Source organism: Dactylosporangium sp. NPDC005572 (genome assembly GCF_040605515.1).
GTDB lineage: Bacteria > Actinomycetota > Actinomycetes > Mycobacteriales > Micromonosporaceae > Dactylosporangium.
The window spans coordinates 1,818-3,149 of sequence record NZ_JBEXCY010000378.1; the positions used below are offsets into that span (position 1 = coordinate 1,818).

Annotated in this window: 1 rRNA gene (cut by a window edge); it reads left to right on the plus strand. The window is 57.0% G+C overall.

The features are described 5' to 3' along the window. The first annotated feature begins 65 nt into the window (after nt 1-65). A 23S ribosomal RNA gene (locus ABZS66_RS60255) occupies nt 66-1,332 on the plus strand (it continues 1,948 nt past the right edge of the window).

Below are 1,332 nucleotides of genomic sequence, written 5' to 3' on the forward strand. Positions count from 1 at the left end.
AGCGGCGGTGGGTTTGGTGTTGGTTGAGAATTGCACAGTGGATGCGAGCATCTTTAAAGCTTTGTGGTCAAGTTGCTGAGGGCGTACGGTGGATGCCTTGGCACCAGGAGCCGATGAAGGACGTGGGAGGCCGCGATAGGCCTGGGGGAGCTGTCAACCGAGCTGTGATCCCAGGGTGTCCGAATGGGGGAACCCGGCACCAGTCATGTGGTGTCACTCCTGCCTGAACACATAGGGCAGGTAGAGGGAACGCGGGGAAGTGAAACATCTCAGTACCCGCAGGAAGAGAAAACAATAGTGATTCCGTGAGTAGTGGCGAGCGAAAGCGGAAGAGGCTAAACCGGGCACGTGTGATACCTGGCAGGGGTTGCGTGTTCGGGGTTGTGGGGCATGTTGTGATCGGGCTGTCGACCGGTCGGGCAGTGAGAAAGTCAGTGGTTAGTCGAAGCGTCTGGAAAGGCGTGCCGTAGACGGTGAGAGTCCGGTAGGCGAAAACTGCTGGCCTGCTTATATGTGTTCCCGAGTAGCGGCGGACTCCTGTAATCTGCCGTGAATCTGCCAGGACCACCTGGTAAGCCTAAATACTCCCTGGTGACCGATAGCGGACGAGTACCGTGAGGGAAAGGTGAAAAGTACCCCGGGAGGGGAGTGAAATAGTACCTGAAACCGTGCGCCTACAATCCGTCGGAGCGTCCTGCCTTTTGGTGGGGGTGACGGCGTGCCTTTTGAAGAATGAGCCTGCGAGTTAGTGATACGTGGCGAGGTTAACCCGTGTGGGGGAGCCGTAGCGAAAGCGAGTCTGAATAGGGCGTTCAGTCGCGTGTCCTAGACCCGAAGCGGAGTGATCTAGCCATGGGCAGGCTGAAGCGCGGGTAAGACCGCGTGGAGGGCCGAACCCACCAACGTTGAAAAGTTGGGGGATGATCTGTGGTTAGGGGTGAAAGGCCAATCAAACTCCGTGATAGCTGGTTCTCCCCGAAATGCATTTAGGTGCAGCGTTGCGTGTTTCTTGCCGGAGGTAGAGCACTGGATGGCCTAGGGGGCCTACAAGCTTACTGAAGTCAACCAAACTCCGAATGCCGGTAAGTGAGAGCGTGGCAGTGAGACTGCGGGGGATAAGCTTCGTAGTCGAGAGGGAAACAGCCCAGATCACCAGCTAAGGCCCCTAAGCGTGTGCTAAGTGGTAAAGGATGTGGGGTCGCATAGACAACCAGGAGGTTGGCTTAGAAGCAGCCACCCTTGAAAGAGTGCGTAATAGCTCACTGGTCAAGTGGTTCCGCGCCGACAATGTAGCGGGGCTCAAGCACACCGCCGAAGCTGTGGCATTCACAC